At 72.6% G+C, this 23,614-nt stretch carries 21 protein-coding genes, 1 tRNA gene and 1 pseudogene; 11 read left to right on the forward strand and 12 right to left on the reverse strand.

Annotated features, from left to right (window positions below):
• Position 1 precedes the first annotated feature (1 nt).
• The 7 genes from rho to HCC30_RS07650 all read right to left on the reverse strand — a co-directional run bounded on the left by rho (position 2) and on the right by HCC30_RS07650 (position 9,207).
• On the reverse strand, positions 2–2,041 hold the full coding sequence (gene rho, locus HCC30_RS07620; RefSeq protein ID WP_169441573.1) for a transcription termination factor Rho: 2,040 nt from the start codon (positions 2,039–2,041) through the stop codon (positions 2–4).
• Between the two features lie 399 nt (positions 2,042–2,440).
• On the reverse strand, positions 2,441–3,394 hold the full coding sequence (thrB, locus tag HCC30_RS07625; RefSeq protein ID WP_169441574.1) for a homoserine kinase: 954 nt from the start codon (positions 3,392–3,394) through the stop codon (positions 2,441–2,443).
• Positions 3,395–3,818: 424 nt separating this feature from the next.
• Positions 3,819–4,898 carry a threonine synthase gene (gene thrC, locus HCC30_RS07630; RefSeq protein WP_169441575.1) on the reverse strand — a complete coding sequence of 360 codons (1,080 nt, stop codon included), beginning with the start codon at positions 4,896–4,898 and terminating at the stop codon, positions 3,819–3,821.
• A 14-nt stretch (positions 4,899–4,912) separates the two neighbouring features.
• Complete coding sequence (locus HCC30_RS07635; RefSeq protein ID WP_169441576.1) at positions 4,913–6,214, reverse strand: homoserine dehydrogenase; 1,302 nt, start codon at positions 6,212–6,214, stop codon at positions 4,913–4,915.
• A 109-nt stretch (positions 6,215–6,323) separates the two neighbouring features.
• Positions 6,324–7,715 (reverse strand): diaminopimelate decarboxylase, encoded by a 1,392-nt coding sequence (lysA, locus tag HCC30_RS07640; protein ID WP_169441577.1) that lies wholly within the window; start codon positions 7,713–7,715, stop codon positions 6,324–6,326.
• 16 nt (positions 7,716–7,731) lie between these two features.
• Positions 7,732–8,547: an arginine--tRNA ligase gene (locus HCC30_RS07645; protein WP_169441578.1), complete on the reverse strand. Its 816-nt coding sequence runs from the start codon at positions 8,545–8,547 to the stop codon at positions 7,732–7,734.
• 96 nt (positions 8,548–8,643) lie between these two features.
• Positions 8,644–9,207, reverse strand: a complete 564-nt coding sequence (locus HCC30_RS07650; protein WP_169441855.1) for a response regulator — start codon at positions 9,205–9,207, stop codon at positions 8,644–8,646.
• Between the two features lie 285 nt (positions 9,208–9,492).
• Here HCC30_RS07650 and HCC30_RS07655 point away from each other — a divergent pair.
• A tRNA-Arg gene (locus HCC30_RS07655) sits at positions 9,493–9,564 on the forward strand.
• A 214-nt stretch (positions 9,565–9,778) separates the two neighbouring features.
• Positions 9,779–10,516, forward strand: a complete 738-nt coding sequence (locus HCC30_RS07660) for a hypothetical protein (protein ID WP_169441579.1) — start codon at positions 9,779–9,781, stop codon at positions 10,514–10,516.
• A 72-nt stretch (positions 10,517–10,588) separates the two neighbouring features.
• Here HCC30_RS07660 and HCC30_RS07665 read toward each other — a convergent pair whose 3' ends face one another.
• Positions 10,589–11,827: an LCP family protein gene (locus HCC30_RS07665; protein WP_240979395.1), complete on the reverse strand. Its 1,239-nt coding sequence runs from the start codon at positions 11,825–11,827 to the stop codon at positions 10,589–10,591.
• A 235-nt stretch (positions 11,828–12,062) separates the two neighbouring features.
• On the reverse strand, positions 12,063–12,635 hold the full coding sequence (locus HCC30_RS07670; protein WP_169441580.1) for a transglycosylase SLT domain-containing protein: 573 nt from the start codon (positions 12,633–12,635) through the stop codon (positions 12,063–12,065).
• A 445-nt stretch (positions 12,636–13,080) separates the two neighbouring features.
• Between HCC30_RS07670 and HCC30_RS07675 the strand changes: the two are divergent.
• Positions 13,081–13,335, forward strand: a pseudogene (locus tag HCC30_RS07675) (helix-turn-helix transcriptional regulator); the annotation flags it as partial.
• A gap of 597 nt (positions 13,336–13,932) precedes the next feature.
• Complete coding sequence (locus tag HCC30_RS07680) at positions 13,933–14,097, forward strand: hypothetical protein (RefSeq protein ID WP_169441439.1); 165 nt, start codon at positions 13,933–13,935, stop codon at positions 14,095–14,097.
• A gap of 220 nt (positions 14,098–14,317) precedes the next feature.
• On the opposite strand, the gene HCC30_RS07685 is transcribed toward HCC30_RS07680, so the two are convergent.
• Together HCC30_RS07685 and HCC30_RS07690 are read right to left on the reverse strand one after the other, a co-directional pair.
• Positions 14,318–14,923, reverse strand: a complete 606-nt coding sequence (locus HCC30_RS07685; protein ID WP_169441581.1) for an ATP-dependent Clp protease proteolytic subunit — start codon at positions 14,921–14,923, stop codon at positions 14,318–14,320.
• A 1-nt stretch (position 14,924) separates the two neighbouring features.
• Positions 14,925–15,533, reverse strand: a complete 609-nt coding sequence (locus HCC30_RS07690; RefSeq protein ID WP_169441857.1) for an ATP-dependent Clp protease proteolytic subunit — start codon at positions 15,531–15,533, stop codon at positions 14,925–14,927.
• A gap of 266 nt (positions 15,534–15,799) precedes the next feature.
• Here HCC30_RS07690 and HCC30_RS07695 point away from each other — a divergent pair, with 266 nt between their 5' ends.
• Positions 15,800–16,234, forward strand: a complete 435-nt coding sequence (locus tag HCC30_RS07695; protein ID WP_169441440.1) for a hypothetical protein — start codon at positions 15,800–15,802, stop codon at positions 16,232–16,234.
• 72 nt (positions 16,235–16,306) lie between these two features.
• Here HCC30_RS07695 and HCC30_RS07700 read toward each other — a convergent pair whose 3' ends face one another.
• On the reverse strand, positions 16,307–17,566 hold the full coding sequence (locus tag HCC30_RS07700) for an RNA-guided endonuclease TnpB family protein (RefSeq protein WP_169441582.1): 1,260 nt from the start codon (positions 17,564–17,566) through the stop codon (positions 16,307–16,309).
• Positions 17,567–18,089: 523 nt separating this feature from the next.
• Here HCC30_RS07700 and HCC30_RS07705 point away from each other — a divergent pair.
• From HCC30_RS07705 to HCC30_RS07730, 6 genes are all read left to right on the forward strand, one after another.
• Positions 18,090–19,457 (forward strand): SLC13 family permease, encoded by a 1,368-nt coding sequence (locus tag HCC30_RS07705; protein ID WP_169441583.1) that lies wholly within the window; start codon positions 18,090–18,092, stop codon positions 19,455–19,457.
• A 147-nt stretch (positions 19,458–19,604) separates the two neighbouring features.
• Positions 19,605–20,552 (forward strand): diiron oxygenase, encoded by a 948-nt coding sequence (locus HCC30_RS07710; protein WP_169441584.1) that lies wholly within the window; start codon positions 19,605–19,607, stop codon positions 20,550–20,552.
• Positions 20,553–20,700: 148 nt separating this feature from the next.
• Complete coding sequence (locus HCC30_RS07715) at positions 20,701–21,426, forward strand: TetR/AcrR family transcriptional regulator (RefSeq protein WP_169441585.1); 726 nt, start codon at positions 20,701–20,703, stop codon at positions 21,424–21,426.
• A gap of 70 nt (positions 21,427–21,496) precedes the next feature.
• Positions 21,497–22,009, forward strand: a complete 513-nt coding sequence (gene soxR, locus HCC30_RS07720; protein ID WP_169441586.1) for a redox-sensitive transcriptional activator SoxR — start codon at positions 21,497–21,499, stop codon at positions 22,007–22,009.
• Between the two features lie 10 nt (positions 22,010–22,019).
• Positions 22,020–22,307 carry a hypothetical protein gene (locus tag HCC30_RS07725; RefSeq protein ID WP_169441587.1) on the forward strand — a complete coding sequence of 96 codons (288 nt, stop codon included), beginning with the start codon at positions 22,020–22,022 and terminating at the stop codon, positions 22,305–22,307.
• Between the two features lie 326 nt (positions 22,308–22,633).
• Positions 22,634–23,509, forward strand: coding sequence for a protein kinase (locus HCC30_RS07730; protein WP_169441588.1), 876 nt, complete (start codon positions 22,634–22,636; stop codon positions 23,507–23,509).
• Positions 23,510–23,614: the final 105 nt, after the last annotated feature.

Below are 23,614 nucleotides of genomic sequence, written 5' to 3' on the forward strand. Positions count from 1 at the left end.
GTCACTCGCCGCCGTTGCCCGGCGTCGGCGTCGTCTTCTGGATCTGCAGCAGGAACTCGGCGTTCGACTTGGTCTTCTTCAGCTTGTCCAGCAGGAGCTCGATCGCCTGCTGCTGGTCCAGCGCGTGGAGGACCCGGCGGAGCTTCCAGATGATCTGGAGCTCCTCGTTCGCCATCAGGATGTCTTCCTTGCGGGTGCTGGACGCGTCGACGTCCACCGCGGGGAAGATGCGCTTCTCGGAGAGCTTCCGGTCGAGCTTGAGCTCCATGTTGCCGGTGCCCTTGAACTCCTCGAAGATCACCTCGTCCATGCGGGAGCCGGTCTCCACCAGCGCCGCCGCGAGGATCGTCAGGGAGCCGCCGTCCTCGATGTTCCGCGCCGCACCGAAGAACTTCTTCGGCGGGTACAGCGCCGTCGAGTCGACACCACCGGAGAGGATCCGGCCGGAGGCCGGGGCCGCGAGGTTGTACGCGCGGCCGAGGCGGGTGATGTTGTCGAGCAGCACCACCACGTCGTGCCCCAGCTCCACCAGACGCTTGGCGCGCTCGATCGCCAACTCGGCGATGGTGGTGTGGTCTTCGGCCGGACGGTCGAAGGTCGAGGAGATGACCTCGCCCTTCACCGACCGCTGCATGTCGGTGACTTCCTCGGGACGCTCGTCCACGAGCACGACCATCAGGTGGCACTCGGGGTTGTTCGTCGTGATGGAGTTCGCGATCGACTGCAGCACCGTGGTCTTGCCCGCCTTCGGCGGCGCCACGATCAGACCGCGCTGCCCCTTGCCGATCGGCGCGACCAGGTCGATGATCCGCGAGGTCAGGTGACCCGGGTCCGTCTCCAGGCGCAGCCGCTCCTGCGGGTACAGCGGCGTCAGCTTGTTGAACTCCGCACGGGCCTTGCCGCCCTCGGGCGCGGTGCCGTTGACGGAGTCGAGGCGGACCAGCGCGTTGAACTTCTCGCGCCGCTCGCCCTCACGCGGCTGGCGCACGGCACCCGTGACGTGGTCACCCTTGCGCAGCCCGTTCTTGCGGACCTGCGCCAGCGAGACGTACACGTCGTTCGGGCCCGGCAGGTAGCCGGAGGTGCGCACGAACGCGTAGTTGTCGAGGATGTCGAGGATGCCCGCGACGGGGATCAGGACGTCGTCCTCGGCGATCTGCGGCTCGGCGTCGTCACGCCCGCGACGGCCCCGGCGGTCGCGGTAGCGGCCGCGGCGGCCGCGGCGGCCGCCCTCGAAGTCCTCGTCGCGGTCGCGGTCACGGTCGCGGTTGCCGCCACCGCCGCCGCCCTGGCCCTGGTTCTGGCCGCCGCCGTCGTTGTTCTTGTTGCGGTTGCGGTCACGGTCCCGCTGACGGTCGCGCTTGGACTGACGGTCCTGCTGCTTGCCGTCACCGCCCTTGCCACCGTCCTGCTGACGGTCGGGCCGGCCGCCCTCGCGGGAGTCGGCCTTGCCGTCCTGCTGCGAACGGTCCTGCTTGTCGCCCTTGTCGGAGCCCTTGTCGGCGTTCTTGCCCTCGCCCTTGTCACCGTCGCCGTTCTCGGCACGGTCACGGCGCGTACGGCGCTCGGCGGCGGGCTTCTCGTCGCTGGCGGGCTGCCCCGGGATCTCGATCTGCTGCGCCGAGTCCGTCTCGTTCTCACCCGTGCGCGCCTTCGAGGTCGCGCGGCGCTTCGGCTTCTCCTGCGCGGCGGCGGGCTTCTCGCCCTGCTCGTCCTTGCCGGACTTGGAGTCCTTGGCGGTGCTCTTGGCGTCCTTCGCCGCCGCGGGCTTCTCGCCCTGCGGGGCCGAACTCCCGCCCGCCTGCCTCTCCTTGATGACCTCGATCAGCTGGCTCTTGCGCATCCGCGCGGTGCCCTTGATGCCGAGTCCTGAGGCAACCTGCTGCAGCTCGGCCAGGACCATGCCCTCGAGCCCGGTACCGGAGCGCCGACGCTTGGGCGCAGCGGAAGCAGGAGCGTCCGTGGCAGGCGCGGCGGCAGCGCCGGCAGAGCTGCCCGCGTTGTCGGCGTTCACGCCCATCAGATCGGTGGTGTCGCTCACGAAGGGTCCTTCCCTGGAGCGGACGTCGGCCTGTCTGGCTCGGCGACCGGTTGTGCTGTCCGGCTGGGGTCCTGTGCTCGACCTGGCCGGGACGGTGGTCCCACCTGGATTTGTGGCGGGGGGATCAGTTCATGACGCGGCGAGAAGCGAGAACGTGCGTCCTTCACGCCGTCTCCGGAGCGTGTTCCACGTCGTTCGGCGGCGCGACGCCGCCCTGGGAAGCTCCGGGGGAGAATGTGGTCCCTTCTGGGGGCTTTACCCGAGGGAACACGCAAGTACCGCACTCTACGAACCCTCACAGTATTCCGCGTGAGGTCCACGAGACCGCGTGTACAGACTTGAGGTTAACACTACCGGGTCCGACAAACATTCCCCCTCTCTTAGACCGGCGACCTCTCGTCACCGGGTCGTACTGCCCGTGACACCGCTGTCGGCGGCGCCCAGCGGCAGGACGCTCGCCCCCTGGCCGTCGAACCCGAGCGGGTTCGCCGCCCATCCGTCCCCCGCGAGCCTCGCCGCCTTCTCCGCCGCGCCGCCGCCCTCCGGCAGCGCCAGCACCGTGGGCCCCGCGCCGGAGATGACGGCGGGAATGCCGTCGGCGCGCAGCCGGTGCACGAGCTCGACGCTCTCGGTCATCGCCGGAGCGCGGTACTCCTGGTGGAGCCGGTCCTCCGTGGCGGGCAGCAGCAGCTCCGGACGCCTGGTCAGCGCCTCGACGAGCAGCCCCGAACGGCCCGCGTTGAACGCCGCGTCGACGTGCGGGACCGTCTGCGGGATCAGCCCGCGCGCGGTCTCCGTCAGCAGCGGCTTACCGGGTACGAAGACCACCGGAACGATGGACTCCGAGGGCTCCATGCTGATCGCCCTGGCCGCGCCGCCGTCCGTCCAGGCCAGCGTGAACCCGCCGAGCAGACAGGCCGCGACGTTGTCCGGGTGGCCCTCGATCTCGGTGGCCAGCTCAAGCATCGCCGTCTCGTCGAGCCGGGCCTCGCCGCCCGTGGTCACGGCGCGCGCCGCCATGATGCCCGCGCAGATCGCGGCCGACGAGGAGCCGAGGCCGCGGCCGTGCGGGATGCGGTTGGCGCAGACGACCTCCAGCCCGCGGGGCTGGCCGCCGAGCAGGTCGAAGGCCGTGCGCAGCGACCGTACGAGGAGGTGACTCTCGTCGCGGGGAAGGGTGTTCTCGCCCTCGCCCGCGATGTCGACGTGCAGCCCGGAGTCGGCGACGCGGACGACCACGTCGTCGTAGAGACCCAGGGCCAGGCCGAACGCGTCGTATCCCGGGCCGAGGTTGGCGCTGGTGGCAGGAACGCGCACCCGGACGGCGGCGGCGCGGAAGGCGGGACCGGCCATCAGGCGATGACTCTCCTTGGTATTGATCTGGAGCAATTCCCCCTGGGGGGCCGGGGCTTGAGCCGGACCGGCCACCGCCCATGGCACATGGTGACGTGCATGGGGTCGGGGTGAACGCAAGCCTATCGAAGGAAGGTTCACTGGCGACATAGGGCGCACAGGAGGCGCACGATGCGTGTCGTCCCCGCCCCGCGCTCCCCGCCTGCGGCGGAGCTGCGGCGCGGTACCGACCCGGCCTCGTCACGCGTCCTCGGGAGCGTCAACGCCCCTGTCGCCGGTGGGGTTCCCACCCGGGCGCCGGGCGAAACCGCCGTCCGGTCCCACGGTCGGAACCGGGTGCTGCACCGCGCCGCACGGGCCCCGTGGTGCGGGGCACGTGCGGCGCGTGCGGTGGTGCGTGGTGCGGCCTGCGGTGCGTCGGGGCTCAGGCGAGACCGAGACGGGCCGCGGCCGCGTCCGCGTCGACCGGGACGGTGACGGGCTGCGGGGCGCCCGCGACGGCCCAGTCCGGGTCCTTGAGGCCGTTGCCGGTGACGGTGCAGACGATGCGCTGGCCCGGGTCGACCTTGCCCTGCTCGGCGGCCTGCAGCAGACCGGCGACCGAGGCGGCCGAGGCGGGCTCGACGAAGACGCCCTCCTGCGCGGCCAACAGCTTGTAGGCGCGCAGGATCTGACGGTCGGTCACCATGTCGATGAAGCCGCCGGAGGCGTCCCGCGCCTGCTCGGCGAGCTTCCACGAGGCCGGGTTGCCGATCCGGATCGCGGTCGCGATGGTGCTCGGGTCGGTGACGGGCTCGCCCTTGACGATCGGCGCCGAACCGGACGCCTGGTAGCCCCACATGCGCGGGGTGCGGGTGGCCGGGCCGTCGGCGAGGTACTCGCTGTACCCCTTCCAGTAAGCCGTGATGTTGCCCGCGTTGCCGACCGGGAGGACGTGGATGTCGGGGGCGTCCCCGAGCATGTCGACGATCTCGAAGGCGGCGGTCTTCTGGCCCTCGATGCGCACCGGGTTCACCGAATTCACCAGTGCGACGGGGTACTTCTCGGACAGGCCGCGCGCGAGCGTGAGGCAGTCGTCGAAGTTGCCGTCGACCTGGAGGATCTTCGCGCCGTGCACCAGCGCCTGGCCCATCTTGCCCAGGGCGATCTTGCCCTGTGGGACGAGGACGGCGCAGACCATGCCGGCGCGGACCGCGTACGCGGCGGCCGAGGCCGAGGTGTTGCCCGTGGAGGCGCAGATGACGGCCTGGGCGCCGTCGGCCTTCGCCTTCGTGATGGCCATCGTCATGCCCCGGTCCTTGAAGGAACCGGTCGGGTTGGCGCCCTCCACCTTGAGGTGGACGTCGCAGCCCGTGAGCTGCGACAGGACCTGCGCCGGGACGAGCGGCGTGCCGCCCTCGCGCAGCGTCACGGCCTGGGTGTCAGGGGCGACCGGGAGCCGGTCGCGGTACTCCTCGATGATGCCGCGCCACTGCCCGCTCGCGGCAGTCCGAGCACTCTCCATGATGGTCACTTTCCTTAACTCCCCTGCTCCCCTTCGACCCGCATGATGCTGGCGACACCGCGTACGGTGTCCAGTTTGCGCAGCGCCTCGACGGTCGCGCTGAGCGCCGCGTCCGCTGCCCGGTGGGTGACGACGACCAGCCACGCGTCGCCGTCCTTGCCCTGCTGACGGACGGTGTCGATGGACACCCCGTGCTCGGCGAAGACCATGGCGACCTGCGCGAGCACGCCGGGCTTGTCCGCGACGTCGAGGCTGATGTGGTACCGCGTGACGACCTCGCCCATGGGGGACACGGGCAGCTGGGTGTACGCGGACTCCCCGGGGCCCTTCGCCCCGTTGAGCTTGTTGCGGCAGGCGGCGACGAGGTCGCCGAGCACCGCCGATGCAGTGGGGGAACCGCCGGCGCCGGGGCCGTAGAACATCAGCTGGCCCGCCGCGTCGGACTCGACGAAGACGGCGTTGTAGGCCTCGCGGACGCTCGCGAGCGGGTGGCTGAGCGGGATCATCGCCGGGTGCACGCGGGCGGTGACGCTGCGGCCGTCGGCCGCGCGCTCGCAGATGGCGAGCAGCTTGACCGTGCAGCCCATGCGCTTCGCGGACGCGATGTCGGCGGCGGTGACCTCGGTGAGGCCCTCGCGGTGCACGTCGTCGAGGCGTACCCGGGTGTGGAAGGCGATGCCGGCGAGGATCGCGGCCTTCGCGGCGGCGTCGAAGCCCTCGACGTCGGCGGTCGGGTCGGCCTCCGCGTACCCGAGGGCGGTGGCCTCGTCGAGTGCCTCGCTGTAGCCGGCGCCGCTGGTGTCCATCCGGTCGAGGATGAAGTTGGTGGTGCCGTTGACGATGCCGAGGACGCGGTTGACCTTGTCCCCGGCGAGCGATTCGCGCAGCGGCTTGACCAGCGGGATCGCGGCGGCGACGGCGGCCTCGTAGAAGAGGTCGACGCCGTGCTTCTCGGCCGACTCGTGCAGCGTCGAGCCGTCCTCGGCGAGCAGCGCCTTGTTGGCCGTGACGACGCTGGCGCCGTGCTCGAAGGCGGTGGTGATCAGCCCGCGCGCGGGCTCGATCCCGCCGATGACCTCGACGACGACGTCGATGTCCTCGCGCTGAGCGAGGGCCGTCGCGTCGGTGGTGACGAGGGCCGGGTCGATGCCCTCGCGCACCCGGTCGGGCCTGCGCACGGCGACCCCGGCCAGTTCGACCGGGGCTCCGATCCGGGCCGCGAGGTCCTCCGCGTGCGTCGTCATGATGCGTGCCACCTCTGAGCCGACGACCCCACAGCCCAGCAGCGCCACTTTCAGCGGACGCGTACGCATCATTCGACCTCGCTTCTCATCATGTTCCGGTTGGTGCTGTCCGGTGTACTCAAGTCTCACGTACCGGTCCGGAGATTCCACGCCGGGTCCAGTATGTGGGATTCATTTCTCACTAGCCGACATCGAGACGCAGGAGATCCTCCTCCGTCTCGCGCCGGACGATCACGCGTGCCGCGCCCTCGCGGACGGCGACGACCGGCGGGCGCAGCGCGTGGTTGTAGTTGCTCGCCATCGACCGGCAGTACGCGCCCGTGGCGGGCACGGCGAGCAGGTCACCCGGCGCGAGATCGGCGGGCAGGAAGGCGTCGCGGACGACGATGTCGCCGCTCTCGCAGTGCTTGCCGACCACGCGCGAGAGCATCGGCTCGGCCGTCGAGGCGCGGGAGACCAGCGAGACGGTGTACTCGGCGTCGTACAGCGCGGTGCGGATGTTGTCCGACATTCCGCCGTCGACACTCACGTACGTCCGCAGGCCCTCCAGCTCCTTAACGGTACCGACCTCGTACAGCGTGAAGGCCGTCGGGCCGACGATCGCGCGCCCGGGCTCCACCGAGAGCCGCGGGACCGACAGCCCGGCGCTCTCGCACTCGCGGGTGACGATGTCGCCGAGCGCCTTGGCGATCTCGTGCGGCTCGCGCGGGTCGTCGTCCGGGGTGTACGCGATGCCGAGGCCGCCGCCGAGGTCGATCTCGGGCAGCTCGACGCCGTGCTCGTCGCGCACCTCGGTCAGCAGGCCGACGACGCGGCGCGCGGAGACCTCGAAGCCCGCCATGTCGAAGATCTGCGAGCCGATGTGCGAGTGGATGCCCGTCAGCTCCAGGCCGTCGAGCTTCAGCACCCGGCGCACGGCCTCGGCGGCCTGGCCGTCGGCCAGCGCGAGGCCGAACTTCTGGTCCTCGTGCGCCGTCGCGATGAACTCGTGGGTGTGCGCCTCGACGCCGACCGTCACCCGGATCTGCACCGGCTGCCGGCGGCCGAGCCGCTGGGCGACGTGCGCCACCCGGACGATCTCCTGGAAGGAGTCCAGGACGATCCGGCCGACGCCCGCCTCGACGGCGCGCTCGATCTCGGCCGTCGACTTGTTGTTGCCGTGCAGCGCGATCCGCTCGGCGGGCATGCCCGCGTCGAGCGCGGTGGCCAGCTCGCCTGCGGAGCAGACGTCGAGGTTCAGCCCCTCCTCCGTCAGCCAGCGGACGACGGCGCGGGAGAGGAACGCCTTGCCCGCGTAGAACACGTCGGCCTCCTCGCCGAAGGCCGCGCGCCAGGCGCGGCAGCGGGCGCGGAAGTCCTCCTCGTCGAGGAAGTACGCCGGGGTGCCGAACTCCTCGGCGAGCCGGGCGACGTCCATGCCGCCGACGGTGACGGAGCCGTCCTCGGTGCGCGTCGTGGTCCGCGACCAGACGCGCGGGTCCAGCGCGTTGAGGTCGGTGGGCGGGGGGCTGAAGTGTCCCTCCGGGAGGACGTCGGCGTGACGGGGCCCGGCGGGGTGTGCGGAACGGCTCATGTCCAGGGATCCACTTCTACAGATGTGCGGGTGCGGTGACGCCGAGCTGGGAGAGGCCGCCGGCCAGCACCGTCCCGGCGGCAGCGGCGAGTGCCAGCCGGGCCCGGTGGACGGCCCCGGGTTTCTCGTCACCGCGCGGCAGGGACGGGCACGCGTCGTGGAAGTCGAAGAACGCCTCGCCGACCGCTTCCAGGTGGCGGGCGTGCGCGCGCGAGGAACCGGCCAGCTGCCGGCGGTGGTCGGCCAGCAGCCCGAGCAGCGCCCGCTCGCGCACGTGGTCGTACGGGTACGCGGCCTCGCCTTCGCTCCGGGGGGTCACCCCGAGCTCGTCGCCGCCGCGCAGCAGGGCGCGGGCGCGGGCGTGCGCGTACTGGACGCGGAACAGCGGGCTGGAGGTGTCCCGTACGGCGAGGGAGCGGGGGTCGTCGCCGGTGGCGGCGGACCAGGAGGCGATGTCGGAGGCGGGATCGTCCGCCTCGGGCTCCGGCGCCCCCGCGGCCAGCTCGCCCACCAGGGCCGACCTGGCTCCGGCGTCGAGCGTGACGTCCAGGAAACCGGGGCCGGTGATCTCCACCCGGGCGATGCCCGGCTGCCGCAGCAGTTCCCCGCGCAGCACCGGGGCGACCTCGCGCGGCGTCCGGCCCACGGCCTTGGCCAGCGGGAACGCGATGTTCAGCGCGTAGTCCCCGTGGCCCCGCCGGGGCGCGGTGCCGACGGTGGCCCGTTCCGTCGCAGCCGTCACGGCCTCCGCGCCGGCCGCCGGAAGGGCGCCGTCCGCGAGGACGCGGCGCACGGCGTGCAGCACGGTGCGCGAGAGCTGGTCAGGGGTCACGCGACAAGCGTATGGGAGAGGGGGCGGGGGTGTGCGAACGGGATTCGCCGGACGTCCCGCCTTCGCAACCGGCTGTTCATGTCTGGAGGGCGCGGCTCAGCGGGCCCCGCCCGCGCCCGAGTCGGCCGCCGGTTCGGGCCCGGTCTCCGCCGCCATGCCCTCGCCCTCCGGCACACCGTCCGCCTCCCGCTCGCGGGCGGCGGCGTCCGGCCGGGAGCCGTGTTCCGGGCAGCCGGGCCGCACCGCCTCCTCGTACCCGTCCGGCAGGCCGCGTTCGCCGCGCATCAGGCGGCGCACCGTACGCACCAGGTCGGCGGGCTCGAAGGGCTTGGCCAGCACCGCGTCCACGCCGTGCCACCGTCCGGCGGCCGCGCTCTCGGGCCCGCCGTGGTCACCGTGGCCGGTGCAGCCGCTGATGATGGCCGCCGGGATGTGCCGCGTCCGCGGATCGGAACGCAGGCGGTCGGCCGTCCGCAGCCCGTCGAGCCGGGGCATCGCCACGTCGAGCGTGACCACATCGGGCCGGACGCGGTGCACGGCCTCCAGACACTCGACGCCGTCGGCGGCGGTCACGACCTCGAAGCCCTCCAGCTCGAGGTTGACCTTGATCAGCTGCCGGATCACCTTGTTGTCGTCGACGACAAGTACCCGGCCGGACATACCTGGCACACGACAGAGCCTAGGCACGGCACTTCGGCTGCGTCCCGGTTTTGCCCATTTCCACCCCGCGGCCTCCGCCCTGCCCTGCCCGGATCCCGCCCCGGAGTGCCCGAACGTGCCCGTCCGCCCCCGCCCGCGTACGGGCCGGCCTCCGCGCCGGGGCCCGTTAGCACCCCGGGAGACGGCCCCGAAGCCCCCTCGCCGACCGCTCCTGAAATCCGGGTTCCGGTGCACCCCCGCCGAGCTGGTAGTGTTCTACCCGTCGAAGCGCACAGCGCCCGACGCGCCCCCGTAGCTCAGGGGATAGAGCAACGGCCTCCGGAGCCGTGTGCGCAGGTTCGAATCCTGCCGGGGGTACTTCGAGAGAAGTGCTGATGGGCCCCGTGGCCTGGGAGATGACTCCCGGTCGCGGGGTTTTTTCGTGTCCGCGCGGGCATTCTCCCCGTCCCCCGGTCGTCACCCGCGCGTGGTTGCGATGTCGGTGGGGGCCACTAGAGTCCCTCGGCATCGGCAGGCAAGTGCCGCGAAGCGGGAACTACGGGGAACCACGGGGAAGTTCGGGGGAAAGATCATGAAGCGAGCGCGGATCGTGCTCGGGGTCGTCGCGGTGGGCGCGCTGGCCGCGGCGGGGACGGTCACGGCCGTCGGTGCCGAGGGGGACGCCTCGGCGGACGGGAAGGCCGTCGGTACGTACGCCGAGTTCTCGCGGCTGGACCAGCGGTCGGCGGGGCAGTTCGGCGCCGGGGACGCGGTGGCCGGCCAGTGGTCCTGGCGTACGGAGCCCTCCGGGGAGTTCAGCGTCAACTGGGATCAGGAGCGGCCGGAGAACCGGGAGCGGTTCCGGCGTTCCGCCGACGGCGAGTGGCTGCTGCTGGACGGCTGGGGGCAGAAGGGCACCGAGTACTACGAGCAGCGCGTCACGGAGGAGAAGGCCGGGGACGCCAACTGCGCGGGCATGAAGGCGATTCCGTCCGAGGACGCCCGGCAGCACTACGTGCGCTGGAACATCCCGGCCGAGGGCTACTGCCTGGACGCGAAGGGCACCGTCCAGGAGGAGAAGGGCGGGAAGAAGATCAACTTCCGGCACCGGCAGGTCTGGTCGCCGCCCGCGCCCTGCGAGAACGCCCGGTACAAGGACCAGATGTGCATCACGCAGCACGAGATCTGGTGGGACGACAACAACCACCCGTACGAGAAGACCCTTGACCGGAAGGTGCAGTTGGCCAAGGGGCTCGGCATGGCCTTCCGCATCGACCAGAGCTTCCCGAAGCCGTGGTCGGCCGAGATGACGCGGCACTGGGACTACTGACCCGGCGCACGCGTACGGCCCGGGCCGCCGCGTCCGGGGACGTCGCGGGCCGGGCCGTACGGGGAGCCTCGGTCAGTGGGGGCTGCTGACCGGGGAGTTGTTCTGGTCGCCCACCGAGTTCGCCGTCGCGGAGGACGGGACGGGGCGGTCCTTGCGCAGCGCCTGCCACACCTGCTGGGACTGCTTCTCCAGCGGGAGGACGCGCTCCGGGTTCTGCGGGTCGTAGGTGACCGGGAGCGTGCGCGCGTCGAGGTGTTCGGGGTCGATGCCCTTGAGGTCCTTGGCGAGGGACAGGAGCTTGCCGGTGGAGGCCAGGTCGTCGTCGGCGGTGACGCTGCTGGTGGCCGTGTCGGCGAGCCCGTACAGCTTGCCCGGGTCGCCGAGCAGGCCGATGTCGTCGACCTGGCGGATCAGGGACTTCAGGAACTCCTGCTGGAGCTGTATCCGGCCGAGGTCGCTGCCGTCGCCCACGCCGTGGCGGGTGCGGACCAGCTGGAGGGCCTGCTCGCCCTTGAGCTTGTGCTTGCCCGCCTCCAGGGAGAGGTGGCTGTCCTCGTCCTTGATGGCCTTGTCGGTGGTGATGTCCACGCCGCCGAGCTCGTCCACGAGCTTCTTGAAGCCCTTGAAGTCGACCTGGAGGTAGTGGTCCATGCGCAGCCCGGACATCCGCTCGACGGTCTTCATCGTGCAGGCGGGGCCGCCCGCCTGGTAGGACGCGTTGAACATCGCCTTCTGCTCGCCCGGCACGCTGCCGCCGCCCTTCGGGTCGGCGCAGGCGGGCCGGTCGACCTCGGTGTCGCGGGGGATGCTCACCAGGTCGGCACGCTTGTGGGACTTGTCGACGTGCAGCACCATCGCGGTGTCCGCGCGGGCGCCGCCGGTGTCCTTGCCGTACTGGCCGTGCGTGCCGGCCCGCGAGTCGGAGCCGAGCAGCAGGATGTTCATCGCGCCGCCGCGCGCGCCGCCCGGGCGGTCGTCACCGAGCGCGGCGTCGACGTCGACGCCCTTGAGGTTCGAGTTCAGGTGGGTCATCCACAGCGCGCCGAGCCCGCCGCCCAGCAGCAGGAAGCCGAGGAGGGACCAGGCCGCGATCTTCATCGACCGCCCCCGGCCGCGCCTCCGCTTCCCGTGCCGCCCGGTACGGGTGGCGCCGGGGTGGGGCTGCTCCGTGGCGTGGTACGGCTGGCCGGCCGCGTACAGCTGCTGCGTGGCGTCCGGCTGGTCCGCGGCGTACGGCTGGTCCGCGCTCCGCGGCTGTTCCGGATGCGGCGGCTGCCCGCCCTGGGTCCGGTCCCCGCTGTCTTGCGGCATCAGCTCTGCACTCTCGTTCTCGGCTCACGCACGGGTGAGCCGTCTCGTTCGGTCCGCACGGTGCGCTGGGCGCCTGCGGTCCGCATGGTGCGTACGGTGCGTACGGCCCGTGCGGGTTCGTTCGGTCGGTCCGGGGATGCGCCGCCGGGCCTTGGCCGCGTCACGCGTCGTCCTCGTACGGCGTGACAGCGGGCCCGGGCGGCTCACGCGCCGCCTCGCGGCGGGTCCGGGTGGATCAGTACGCGGAGTCGACGTTGTCGATGGAGCCGTAGCGGTCGGCGGCGTAGTTGGCGGCCGCGGTGATGTTGGCGACCGGGTCGGTCAGGTCGTCCGGGGTGCCCTTGACGTGGTACGCGTCGAAGGTCGGCTGGATCACCTGGAGCAGGCCCTTGGACGGGGTGCCCGCCTGGGCGTTCACGTCCCAGCCGTTCTCGGCGTTCGGGTCGCCGCCGGACTCGCGCATGATGTTGCGGTGCAGGCCCTCGTAGGAGCCGGGTATGCCCTTCTCCTTCATGATGTCGAGGGCCTCGTTGATCCAGCCGTCGAGCTGACCGCCGCCGCCCTGCTTGGCGCTCTTCGCGGCGGTGTGGGCCTGCTGCGCGACGCTCTCCGCCGAGACCTTGGTCGCGGCGGTGGTGTTCACCGACTGCGGCGCGTCCGCGTGGGCGGGCGACGGGGCCAGCGAGAGGGCGACGGCCGCCGCACCGGTCGCGACCAGGCCCGCGACGGAGAACCGGCGGACGCGGGCGGCCCGGCCGGTACCGGCGGTGGTGGCGGTCGCGGCGGCGGTGGTGGCGTGGAAAGACATGCGGAACTACCTCTTCGGTACGGGGACGGACCGGGGCCTGCGGCGCGAGGAGGTCGGCTCCACGCGGCGGGCCGGATCGGTCGGTACGAGCGGTGCCCGTCCGGCCCGGCGATGTGCTCGCCCCGGAACGAGAGCCATGGTTAGGCGGCTTGCGAAGAGGTGGCAAGGATGTGACGTACTACGCTGCTTCGTACGCGTTTCGTCCGATTTGACATCCGCCCCCTGAACCCGGGGCCGCGACTTCTGCCCCCGGCTACTACTCCCCTTCCGATGTGGCGTGCGCCCTATGGGTGGCGTCACAGCGGGGCCCCTCCGGAAGGGGGTGGAAAGTGGCGGGGGTCACCTGTGTTCCGGGGAGGTGCGTGCGGCCGGCCGGAGCGGCGCTTCACTGAGGGCGGAACGTCAAGGGGTGTGCCGGGTGGGAGGGGGCTTCTACCGTGAGGGGGTGAGCAGTCATGCGTCGGGTGAGGGCCGGGGGTCGCTGCGTCCGGTGGAGGCGGAGCCGTTGTGGCGGCATCTGGTCGGGGGTGTGCTGCGCCGTGAGCGGCTGGACCAGGGGCGGACGCTGCGGGAAGTGGCGGAGGCCGCCCGGATCTCGATGCCGTACCTCTCCGAGCTCGAACGCGGCCGCAAGGAAGGCTCCTCCGAGGTGCTGGCCGCCATCGCGCGGGCCCTCGGGTTCGGGCTGACGGGACTGCTGCTGCGCGTCCAGGCCGAGTTGGAGCGCACCGCACGCCTGCGCGCCGCCGCCACCGACCCGCGCCGCACACGCCGCCCGGGCGCTCCGGCTCCGGGGCGTACGGGTGCCGGTGTGCGCTCGGGTGCCGGGCAGGGGCGGGTGGAGCGTGACGGGGCGGCGGTCTCGGGTTCCGGGTCGGACCCGGCGTCGGCGTCCGCTGCGGCTTCGCGGGCCGGTGGGCCGGTGGAGGTGGCGTCGGAGCGGGCCGTGTCGTCGGTGTCGGGGGCGTCGGCCGGGTCGGGTGCGGGGTCCTCGGTTGTGCCGGGGGCGGGGTCCTCCGTCGGGTCGGCCGCGGGCTCTTCGGTTGCGCCGCCTGCCGGGGCTTCGGTGGTGTCCGGTGCGGGGTCCTCCGTCGGGTCGGCCGCGGGCTCTTCGGTTGCGCCGCCTGCCGGGGCTTCGGTGGTGTCCGGTGCGGGGTCCTCGGTCGTGCCCGGTGCGGGCGCCTCGGTCGTGCCCGGGGCGGGCTCCTCGGTCGTCCCGGGTGCAGGCGCCCCGGCAGCCGCAGACGGTGCCTCGTCGCCGACCGCCTCGGAAGTGTCCGCTGTCGAGGGGCGCGTCGTGCCTCTCGTCGAGGGGCGCACGGTGGCCTCCGGCGCGGCAGCTGTCCCGGCGTCCCTCGTGGTGTCCGTCGTGGCAAGCCCGGGGGCGGTTTCCGTCGTCGCCAAGCCGATGCCCGCGGTCGCAGCCGAGCTGCGGCGCGGGGACGTACGGCTGGCCGCCTGACAGGGCCGAAGGCGGGCGGCCCGCGCCCGGCGGGACCGAAAGCACCGGAACGGCTGCCTGACGGCCCCGCGAACATTCAGGTCTCGCCGCCTGGCAGGGCCGAAGAAGCGGCCGGACCGAAGGCACCGGAACGTACAGCTGAAGGCCCCGGCCGGCCGCCCGACAAGGCCCCACCACGCGGACCCGGTCACCCCCGTGGACCAGGCCCGCGCGGGGCGGGTCAGGGGGCTGAGTTGCGGCGGCGGGTGACCACCTCGTCGGCGAGGCCGTAGGCGACGGCTTCGGGGGCGGTGAAGATTTTGTCGCGGTCCATGTCGGCGCGGAGGGTCGCGGGGTCGTGGCCGGTGTGGCGGGCGAGGACCTCCTCGATCTGGGTGCGGATGCGCTGCACCTCCTTGGCCTGGACGCTCAGGTCGGAGATCGTCCCCTGCTGTCCGCCGCTGACGGGCTGGCCGAGGAGTACCCGCGCGTGTTCGAGGACGAAGCGGCGGCCGGGGTCGCCGCCGGCCAGCAGCACCGCCGCCGTGGAGGCCGCCTGGCCGACGCAGAAGGTGGAGACGGGGGCCTTCACGTAGCTCATGGCGTCGTAGATGGCCATGAGCGAAGTGACGGAGCCGCCGGGCGAGTTGAGGTAGACGGCGATCTCGCGGTCGGGGTTGGCGGCCTCCAGGTGGAGGAGCTGGGCGATGACGACGTTGGCGACGCCGTCGTCGATCTCGGTGCCGAGGAAGACGACGCGTTCGGAGAGCAGCCGGCTGAAGATGTCGCTGGCGCGTTCGCCGGTGGTGGTGCGTTCGACGACGGTCGGGATCGTGTACTGGCTCATGTCAGATCCCCATCCGTCGCTTGGCGCCCACCGGGCGGACGTCGTCCAGGGACGTGACGACGCGGTCGACCATGCCGTACTCCTTCGCCTGTCCGGCCGTGAACCAGCGGTCGCGGTCGCCGTCGCGGGAGATCGTCTCCTCGGACTGGCCGGTGTGCTCGGCGGTGAGGCGTTCGATGGTGCGTTTCATGTACTCGTGGTTCTCGGCCTGGATGGCGATGTCGGCCGCGGCGCCGCCGATGCCCGAGGAGGGCTGGTGCATCATGATCCGCGCGTTGGGCAGCGCGTACCGCTTGCCCGCGGTGCCGACGGTGAGCAGGAACTGGCCCATGCTCGCGGCGAACCCCATGACGAGGGTGGAGACGTCGTTGGGGATCAGGCGCATCGTGTCGTAGATCGCCAGCCCCGCGGTGACGGAACCGCCCGGGCTGTTGATGCACAGGCTGATGTCGCCGCGCGGGTCCTCGGCGGAGAGCAGCAGCAGCTGTGCGCAGACCCGGTTCGCCGAGGACTCGGTGACCTCCGTGCCGAGCAGCACGATGCGCTGGCCGAGCAGCTGGAAGGCGAGGTGGTCGTCGAAGGGGGACGCGGAGGCGCCGGCGTCGCGCATGGTGTACGGCGAGGTCGCGCCGACTGCGGGGCCGGCCGGGCCCGTTCGGGCGGTGCGGCCGGTGAGGGGTGGTGCTGCCATCGGTCCTCCCTGGGTGGGGACGCGCGGCCCGGCGCCGTGCGTCTTCCTCCACCGTCGTCCGGACGAGGGCGCCGCGTCAGCGATGTCGGCCCGCAGCAGATCTGCCCACAGCAGAGCCCCTGCGGGGAAGGGCGGGCGTCGTAGGGTGCGGCCCGTGACCGGGTGAGCGGGCGGAGGTGGACGCGGTGGCGGGTACGTCGGGCAGCGCGGGGGCGTTGCCGGTGCGGCGGGTGGTGGCCGCGCGGCTGGTGCAGGTGTGGGGCGTGTGCACCGTCGTCGTCTCGGGGTTTCTGACGCTGTTCGGCGTCGTCGGCTGTGTGCGGCTGGGGTGGGAGCAGCTTCAGGCTCCGGCCGGGGCGGTCAATCTGGGCAACCTCTTCGTCGCCTTCGCCGGGACGCTGGGCTCCCTGGGCGGCCTGCTGGCCACGGGCTGGCTGGCGCTGCGGGGGCTGCGGCTGCTGGTACGGCACGTCGCCGGCGGCCCGCTGCGGATGTGGATCGGCGCGGGCGGGGGCGGCTTCCTCGGCGGAGGCGGAGGCGGTCACGGCGGCGGTCACGGCGGCGGGGACGGCGGTGCGGGCTGCGGGGGCGGGGGCGGCGGCTGCGGAGGGGGCTGCTGAGCGAGAGCCGGACGCGGCTTAACGGGCGCGGGCACGGCGGGAGTTGGACAGCGGCCAGCCGGTCACCGATGGTCATGCTTTGACTTCCTCCCGGCCCTGAAGGACCGGGATCCCCCTCTGCTCCCACACCGGATGGGGCGCGGGTGCGGGTAGCTCTGGGCGGGTTCCTGCTTCTTCGCGCTGTGCCGGGACGGGTCCCGGTCTTACCTGCGCTCCACAGGCTGATACCGCCAGTCCGGCGGCCTTCGCGACGTTGACGGCCGCGTTGATGTCTCGGTCGAGGACAGCCCCGCACGCTCCGCACGCCCACGAGCGGACGTGGAGAGGCTTGGGGCCGTCCTTGACGCCACACACGGAGCACACCTGCGAGGTCGGCTCGAACCGGCCGATCCTGTGCAGGGTGCGGCCGTAGCGTGCGGCCTTGTACTCCAGCATCGCCACGAACTGCGACCAGCCCGCGTCGTGTACGGACTTGGCCAGGCGGGTGCGGGCGAGTCCGTTGACCGCCAGGTCTTCGACGGCGACCGCTTGGTTCTCGCGGATCAGCTTCGTCGAGAGCTGGTGGTGGAACTCGCGCCGTGCGTCGGCTGCCTTCGCGTGTGCGCGGGCGACCTTCAGCCGGGCCTTGTCACGGTTGCTGGAGCACTTCTGCTTGCGGGACAGGTCCCGCTGGGCCTTCTTCAGCTTCTTCTCGGCGCGCCGGAGGAAACGCGGACTGTCGATCTTCGTGCCGTCGGACAGGATCGCGAAGTGCGACAGGCCCAGGTCGATACCGACCTGGCTGCCCGTCTCCGGGAGCGGGGACTCGTCGGCCTCGACGACAAAGCTCGCGAAGTACCGGCCCGCCGCGTCCTTGATGACGGTCACCGTGGACGGGGCCGAGGGCAGGCGGCGAGACCACTTCACCATGACGTCGCCGATCTTCGGGAGACGGAGTTTCCCGCCCGGAGTGATCCGCCAGTTCGCGTTCGCGGTGAAACGGATGGCCTGACGGTTGTCCTTGCGGGACTTGAACCGGGGAGCGCCCACGCGCGGGCGCTTGCCCTTGAGGCCGTCGAAGAAGTTCCGGTACGCGGTGTCGAGGTCCCGCAGGGACTGCTGCAACACGACCGACGACACCCCTGCGAGCCATGCCCGCTCGGGAGTCTTCTTCGCTGCGGTAAGCCGCTTGGACAGTTCGCGCGAGGTGACGAACGGCAGTCCCGCCCTACGGGCGTCTTCGCGGACACACAGTGCGTCGTTGTACACGGCCCGAGCGCATCCGAACGCCCTTGCCAGCGCTGCGCGCTGACCCGGCGTCGGGTAGACGCGGAACGAGTACCGAAGCTGCATGACCGCAGCTTCCCATGGGGCTGTGACACCTCGCCGGGAGTCCAAGCCTGATCTCCGGGCGATGCACCCCCGCCCTGAAGGACGGGGCACTCTCGCCAAGCACTGCTGTGATGTCGTCGAACGCCTCGTCCCGCTCGCCCGACGCCCGGTGCAGCGCCATACCGCCTCCTCGGGCCGGCCCCGTCCGGCTTCCCCGTTCGACCGTAGACAGCCGGGCCGCGGGCCGCAGGTCGAGAGGTGCTCCCCGGGCCCGTGGGCGCCCGCGTCGCCGCAGGTCACCGCCGTCTCCGGGCGGGCCCCGGTGCGGGAGGGGCGCGGGGCACCCCGTAGCCTGCTGCCGCTCACCCCACGGCGCGAGGAGCCGCGCCCCCGTACGCGACGGCACGGATCGCCCCCACCCGGGCGCCGGGACGGACGCCGTACACGCACAGGTGCGCCGCGCCCCGGAACCGGTGCGCCGCGTACGGCACGGGCATGCGTGCGGGCGCGGGCGCTCCCGCGTACCGCGGCGGAGAGAGGGGCCATGGGGAACACAGCGGTGCTGCTGCACACGGCGGGCGCGATCGTCGGCGTCGTCGTGCTGATTCTGAGGGCGAAGGTGAACCCGGCGCTGGCGCTGGTGCTCGGCTCGGTGTATCTCGGGCTGGCGACGGGGCTGGGTGCCGAGCGCACCGTGGACACGATCACCCGGGGCTTCGGCGATCTGATGGCCGAGGTCGGGCTGCTCATCGTGTTCGGGGTGCTGCTGGGCTCGCTGCTGTCCGCGCTCGGCGCGATCGAGAAGCTGGTGGCGACGCTGCTGCGGCTGCTGGGCCCGAAGCGGCTGCCGTACTCGTTCGCGGTGACGGTGGGCACGGTGTTGCAGTCCATCTTCGCGGACGTGCTGCTGGTGATGACGGCCCCGATCGCGCGCTCGCTGGGCCGCAGGACCGGCCCGCTGGGCACGGCGCGGATGGCGGCGGCGATGGCGCTGGGCGTGGAGGTCGGCATCGCGCTGTCGGTGCCGGGCATCGGGGCGCTGGCGCTCGCCGGGCTGCTGGACATCCCGCTGGGCACGATGCTGCTGTACGGCTTCCCCGTCACGGCCGTCACCATCGTCGTCACCCTGTTCCTCTTCGGCGTGGCCGCCCGCCGCGGCTTCTGGAACCCGGAGCGGGACGAGATACCCCGGGAGGCGGCCGCCGAGGAGGCCCCGACGACCGGCGCCGGCACGGAAGTTGACGCGCCGGACGCCGCGGCACCGGACGGTCCCCCGCTCGCCCTGTCGCTGGCCCCGCTGCTGCTGGCGCTGGTGCTGATCGCGGGCGGCGCGTTCGCCGAGGTCGGGGGCTGGGACTCGCCGGTGGTGACGTTCCTGGGCAACCCGGTGATCGGGCTGCTGCTGGGGCTGGTCGGCGCCTGTCTGGTGGCGCGCCGGCAGCTGCCGGACGGGGCCGTGGGCGAGGCGTTCGGGCAGGCGTTCCGGACGAGCGGGCAGATCCTGGTGCTCACCGGGGTCGGCGGCTCGCTGGCCGCCGTGGTGGAGAAGGCGGGCCTGGGCGACATCGTCAAGGAGTCGTTCTCGGCGAGCACATGGGCGCCGCTGGCGCTGGTGTGGCTGATCGCCGCGCTGCTGCACATGGCGATCGGTTCGGTGACGACGTCGGCGATCACGGCGGCGGGCATCCTGGCGCCGGTCGCGCCCGCGCTGGACGTGCAGCCGGTGTTCATCGCGCTGGCGGCGGGGGCCGGTTCGCTGTTCGCCATCCACGCGACGAGCAACACCTTCTGGCTGCTGCAGACGCTGCTCGGGCAGACCACCCGGGGCACGCTGAAGACCTGCACGGTCACCGTCTCGGCCGCCTCGGTGGTCGCGCTGCTGCTCGTCCAGTCCATCTCCCTGATCCTCTGAAGGCGGCCCGACTCCCCTGCTTCAGGCGGGAGTTGAGGCCGTCAACAAGTCCTGCGCAAGGGATTGACGGTGCTACTGACGCGGAGTCTCATAAGAGCGAACGGCAGACGTGCCCGCCGGCGACCCCGACGAAGAGGTGCCTGACGCATGACGACCGCTCCAGACATCGCCCCCGCGGAACACGAGGTGCTCCGGGACGCCCTCGGGCTCCTCAAGGACCGGGAGAAGGTCGCCGAACGCCTGCTGGCCTCCTCCCGGAAGCACTCCTTCGACCCGGACACCGAACTCGACTGGGACGCGCCCTTCGAGGAGGGCAAGTGGTTCTGGCCGCCGGAGCTCGTCTCCCTCTACGGCACCCCGCTGTGGAAGCGGATGTCCGAGGAGCAGCGGATGGACCTGGCCCGGCACGAGGCGGCGTCCATCGCCTCGCTCGGCATCTGGTTCGAGATCATCCTGATGCAGCTGCTCGTGCGGCACATCTACGACAAGTCGCTGACCAGCAACCACGTCCGGTACGCGCTCACCGAGATCGCCGACGAGTGCCGCCACTCGATGATGTTCGCGCGGCTGATCAAGCAGGGCGGCGCCCCGGCGTACCCCGTCTCGCGCACCCAGCACAATCTGGCCCGGGCCCTCAAGACCATCTCCACGACGCCGGGTTCGTTCACCGCCACGCTGCTCGGCGAGGAGATCCTGGACTGGATGCAGCGGCTGACCTTCCCGGACGAACGCATCCAGCCGCTGGTCCGCGGCGTGACCCGGATCCACGTCGTCGAGGAGGCGCGGCACGTGCGCTACGCGCGCGAGGAGCTGCGCCGCCAGATGGTCTCCTGCCCGCGCTGGGAGGCCGAGTTGACGCGGATCAGCTCCGGCGAGGCGTCCCGCGTCTTCGTGCAGGCCTTCATCAACCCCGAGGTGTACACCAACGTCGGGCTCGACCGGCGGGAGGCGCTCGCGCAGGTGAAGGCCAGCGGCCACCGCCGCGAGGTGATGCAGAACGGCGCCCGGCGGCTGACCGACTTCCTCGACGAGATCGGCGTACTGCGCGGCGTGGGGCGCACGTTGTGGGTCAGCTCGGGCCTGCTCGCGAAGTAGCACGGGCACTTCAGGCCACAGGTTCCGGCCGCGTACGGGCCACCGCTCGGGCCCCGGCGCACGCGGGGGCGGAAACCGGCCACGTGCGCCCGCGCACCCGCTCGGTCACCCCCGCGCCGCCCGGACCAGGAGCGTTACGCTGCACGTCATGAGCAGCAGCGGCACCGCACCGGCCTATCGCCGAATGACAGTGGAGCAGCGGCGCGCGCAGCTGATCACCACCGCGCTCGGCCTCTTCGCGCACCACCCGCCGGAGGACATCTCCCTCGACGGCGTGGCGAGCGCCGCCGGCGTCTCCCGCCCGCTGGTGTACCGCTACTTCCCGGGAGGGAAGCAGCAGTTGTACGAGGAGGCCCTGCGCAGCGCGGCCGACCGGCTCGAACTGTGCTTCTCCGAACCGCAGTCGGGCCCGCTGACGGTCCGCCTGTCCCGCGCGCTGGACCGCTATCTCGCCTTCGTCGACGAGCACGACGCCGGGTTCATGGCCCTCCTCCAGGGCGGCAGCGTCGTCGAGACCTCCCGTACGCACGCGATCGTGGACGAGGTACGGCGGACCGCCGCCGAGGAGGTCTTCGCACACCTCGGCACCGAGGACCCGGGCGAACGGCTGCGGACGACGGTGCGGACCTGGATCGCCGCCGTCGAGGCCGCCTCGCTGATCTGGCTCGACGAGGGCAAGCGGCCGCCCAGGGAGGAACTGCGCGAGGGCATGGTCGAGCACTTCGTCGCCCTGCTGGTCATCACCGGCGCCCGGGACGACGAGATGCACCGGATCACGCTGCGGGCGCTGGAGATGGAGGAGCGCGAGGGCCCGGTGGGCGACCTGGTCCGCCGCGCCCTGCCGGTCGTCGCCCACGCCGGCCACCTGCTCTGAGCCCCGGCGGATACGAGTCCGTCCCGTCCGAGGACTTCAAGCTCACGTGAAGGACGGCTAGCCTGGCCCCATGTCGACCCACCTCTCCTGGAACTCGAAGGAGGCGACCGTCGGCGAGCTGGCCGAGCGCGCCGGAGTCGCCACCTCCGCCCTCCGCTTCTACGAGCGCGAGGGGCTGATCCACAGCCGCCGCACCTCGGGCAACCAGCGCCGCTACAGCCGGGACACCCTACGCCGGGTCGCGTTCATCCGCGCCTCGCAGCGGCTCGGCATGCCGCTCTCCGCGATCAAGCAGGTGCTCGCACTGCTGCCGGACAACCGCACCCCCACGCGTGAGGACTGGGCGCGGGTCTCCGAGTGCTGGCGCGCCGACCTCAACCAGCGCATCAAGCTGATGACGCAGCTGCGCGACCACCTCAGCGACTGCATCGGCTGCGGCTGCCTCTCCCTCCAGAGCTGCGCCCTGGCCAACCCCTACGACGAGCTGGGCGGCGAGGGCCCCGGCGCCCGCGCCCTCTCCCAGCCCGCGCACCCGTGCGACGCCGACGGCGAGGAGCCGGGCCCGTCCGCGGAAGCCGGCTGAGGCGGGGCCGGTGCGGAGCGAGGAGACGACGTTCACCGGCGGACCGCTGGACGGCCGCGCCCTGCCCGTCCTGCTGGGCCCGACCGGCCGGCCGCCCCGTCACTACGAGGTGCCGGTGCCGGGCCCCGGGGGCGGCCCGCCCACCGTCCACCGGTACCGGCTGGAGCCCGCCGGCCACACTCGGCGCCTGGGCCTGCCCCGGGGCTGGCGGTACGTGTACGAGTCCGAGGGGCCCGCGGCGCCCTGGCACACCCGCCTGAAGTGGCCCTGGAGCAAAGCCTCCGGCGGACGTCCGTAGCGGCGGTTTTCCGCCACGCCTGCCCGGGCCGTCGCCCTCGCGTCCCGGCCGGGCCCCCGCCGGGCCGGAGCGGCTGCTTCCGCTTCGTCCCGCCCCCGTACGCCCTCGCGCCTTCGCGAAAGGGCCACGGAGCCGCGTCGGTGACGGCACAATCTACGAAGCGAATCGGCCAGTGCCGTCGGCACTTTCGCCCGGCCCGACATGCCCGAAGTCGGGCGCTATCCCGGGACTTTGCGGCCGTTCACGCCTTGGAGGATTGCAAAGAAGTTCGGCAGTTCTCCGCCGACCCGGCGACGTCACGCGCCGGTGCCCTTAGGGTGCCCACTGTGATCGCAGGGATGGCGCGCCTCGGCAGCTCCGACCCCCGGCAGCTCGGCCCCTACAAGCTGCACGGGGTGCTCGGGCACGGCACCTCCGGCACGGTCTACCTCGGACGCGGCGCCGCGCACCGGGGCGGACGCAAACAACTGGCCGCCGTCCGCGCCCTCCGCCCCGAGCTGCTGCGCGACCGGCAGCTGCGCGCCCGCCTCCGGCACGAGCTGGAGACCGCGGGCCCGAAGCTCGACAGCCCGTACGTGGCGGCGGCGCTCGGCTGCGAGCTGGACAGCGAAACCCCCTGGACCGCCTCCGAGTTCGTGCCCGGCGTCTCCCTCGCGGCGGCCGTCGCGGCGAACGGGCCGCTGCCCGAGTACGCGGTGCGCGCGCTCGCCGGTGCGCTGTGCCACGCGCTGACCGCGCTGCACGCGAGCCGGATCGTCCACCGCGACCTGCGCCCCGGCAACGTCCTGCTCACCACCGGCACCCCGCGCGCCGTCGACTACGCGCTCGGCCTCGGCCGCGCCGACCTCGGCGGCCCGGACGCGGACGGTGCCGGGCCCGCGGCCGACGTGTTCGAGCTCGGGGCCACCCTCGTCACCGCCGCCTCCGGGCACCAGCCCTTCGCCGGGAGCATCCTGCCCTCCGCGCGGGAGGACCCGGATCTGACGGGCGTGCCGGAGGCGCTCTGTCCTGCGCTGCTGGCCTGTCTGCACAAGGTGCCGGAGAGCCGGCCGCACCCGGTCGAGCTGGCGCGGGCGTTCGACCTGGAGGAGACGGCGGGGCGGCCGGGGGCGGAGTGGCTTCCCGACGCGGTGCTCCGGCAGGCGGAGTCCTTCGCGGAGGCGGCGCGGGGTCTGGTGGGGCGGCGGCTCTTCGGGCGCTGAGCCGTCCCTTGTGCCGGGCTTCCGTGCGTCCCGGGCCGCGGGTGCGTCGTGGCTGGTCGCGCCGTTCCCCGCGCCCCTTGGGGTGCGCCGCACCCCTCCGTGCCG

Source organism: Streptomyces sp. HNM0574, assembly GCF_012726235.1.
In the GTDB taxonomy this organism is placed as follows: domain Bacteria; phylum Actinomycetota; class Actinomycetes; order Streptomycetales; family Streptomycetaceae; genus Streptomyces.

Coding starts and splice junctions, on each gene's coding strand:
- HCC30_RS07635 (WP_169441576.1), bottom strand. CDS start 6,214: ATGATGCGTACGCGTCCGCTGAAAGTGGCGCTGCTGGGCTGTGGGGTC.
- thrB (WP_169441574.1), bottom strand. CDS start 3,394: ATGGCCGGTCCCGCCTTCCGCGCCGCCGCCGTCCGGGTGCGCGTTCCT.
- HCC30_RS07660 (WP_169441579.1), top strand. CDS start 9,779: ATGAAGCGAGCGCGGATCGTGCTCGGGGTCGTCGCGGTGGGCGCGCTG.
- soxR (WP_169441586.1), top strand. CDS start 21,497: ATGTCGACCCACCTCTCCTGGAACTCGAAGGAGGCGACCGTCGGCGAG.
- thrC (WP_169441575.1), bottom strand. CDS start 4,898: ATGGAGAGTGCTCGGACTGCCGCGAGCGGGCAGTGGCGCGGCATCATC.
- HCC30_RS07690 (WP_169441857.1), bottom strand. CDS start 15,533: ATGCGCGACGCCGGCGCCTCCGCGTCCCCCTTCGACGACCACCTCGCC.
- lysA (WP_169441577.1), bottom strand. CDS start 7,715: ATGAGCCGTTCCGCACACCCCGCCGGGCCCCGTCACGCCGACGTCCTC.
- HCC30_RS07705 (WP_169441583.1), top strand. CDS start 18,090: ATGGGGAACACAGCGGTGCTGCTGCACACGGCGGGCGCGATCGTCGGC.
- HCC30_RS07685 (WP_169441581.1), bottom strand. CDS start 14,923: ATGAGCCAGTACACGATCCCGACCGTCGTCGAACGCACCACCACCGGC.
- HCC30_RS07650 (WP_169441855.1), bottom strand. CDS start 9,207: ATGTCCGGCCGGGTACTTGTCGTCGACGACAACAAGGTGATCCGGCAG.
- HCC30_RS07715 (WP_169441585.1), top strand. CDS start 20,701: ATGAGCAGCAGCGGCACCGCACCGGCCTATCGCCGAATGACAGTGGAG.
- HCC30_RS07710 (WP_169441584.1), top strand. CDS start 19,605: ATGACGACCGCTCCAGACATCGCCCCCGCGGAACACGAGGTGCTCCGG.
- HCC30_RS07670 (WP_169441580.1), bottom strand. CDS start 12,635: ATGTCTTTCCACGCCACCACCGCCGCCGCGACCGCCACCACCGCCGGT.
- HCC30_RS07700 (WP_169441582.1), bottom strand. CDS start 17,566: ATGCAGCTTCGGTACTCGTTCCGCGTCTACCCGACGCCGGGTCAGCGC.
- HCC30_RS07665 (WP_240979395.1), bottom strand. CDS start 11,827: ATGCCGCAAGACAGCGGGGACCGGACCCAGGGCGGGCAGCCGCCGCAT.